This window comes from Salinisphaera sp. G21_0, assembly GCF_017744115.1.
GTDB lineage: Bacteria > Pseudomonadota > Gammaproteobacteria > Pseudomonadales > Endozoicomonadaceae > Endozoicomonas.
The window spans coordinates 1-1,172 of the sequence record NZ_JAGHQW010000177.1; the positions used below are offsets into that span (position 1 = coordinate 1).

The 1,172-nt window shown below is 47.2% G+C and carries 1 protein-coding gene; it reads left to right on the forward strand.

The genetic code is table 11. The annotated features are described in order from the left end of the window. A partial coding sequence (locus J7439_RS25515; protein WP_209204866.1) for a hypothetical protein occupies positions 1–1,172 on the forward strand: 1,172 nt, incomplete at both ends.

Here is a 1,172-nt window from a genome sequence, read left to right on the forward strand (position 1 = left end):
CAGCAAGGTTATTCTACGGACATTGGAGGCGACAGCAGTGATGAAGAAGATGAACTTTTAGAATCAAGTCAAATGAAAGCACTGGCTCTGTACTTCTCTTCTGCGTCCGCAAAATGGAACATGACAACTGCCGAATTCCAACAATATCTTAATGCCCACAAAAGTCCACGAAATGACAGAGTGGCTGTTCGTGCTGCGCTGAAATCATTGCTGCCGATATTGGCTATCCATGGAGGAACTGGTATCCAGTTCTGGACTGAAAAACATCGTGAAGATCCACGCTCCAATGAAGTACTCACTAAGGCATTATCTATTCCTGCACCACTGGCTTTAACAAAATTTGCACTAACGCAGCTCCCTGAACCTGAGAGGAAGGAATATCTTGAACTGTGCAGAAACCTGAAGCCAGCCCCAACCCCGGCGCAATGGAATGCATTACAGCCACTGCGCCAACAGCTTGGCCTACGATGGAAATTCACGCTATCTAAACGCATGATGCTGGAGATTCTTTGGCGACAGTCCGAAGATAACCGCGCAAAATACGCTGACAGAATGGACGAGCTATTCAGAACTGTGCCTGCAATCTCACAGTGGTACCGACTGCACTGGGTACTCAAGCCACAGAAAATGCAGCAATTCATGGATGCCTGTCTTGACTACCAGGCTAAACCTGAAACCGTTCCGGAATTAGCGACTCAGCAACGGTTGTTGGAAGGAATGCTCCTGATCAACCATTATCTACCGGAACACGGGAATATACCGGATCTCTGTTTTTCAAACCGGGTGTCAACTGATGATGAAAGAGGCGTGGTTGTTGATGGTGATCACGTCATGTTGGGCCAGGAGCGCCTGTGGCACTTTATCACGGCCATACTGTTCGAGCTTAAACAAACAGAGTATCAATTCAGGAATCAAAAGCTCACTGTCATGCCACCCGATGGTGAACCGGTTGTACTCCCAAAACCAGAGTTTACCGTCACTGGCACCGGTTTTGTTATAAATAACTGGACCCTTGAACAGTTGACCGCATTTTTCAAGGCAACCAAATTCACAGAACAATGGTATGAAAAGCCTCAGGACAAGCGGGAACCCTATGCGATCAGGCTTGAGGCTAAACTGGCCCAAATGAAAGCAAGAACCAAAAAGACCAGGAAAGCCAAGCGTGAAAAAGT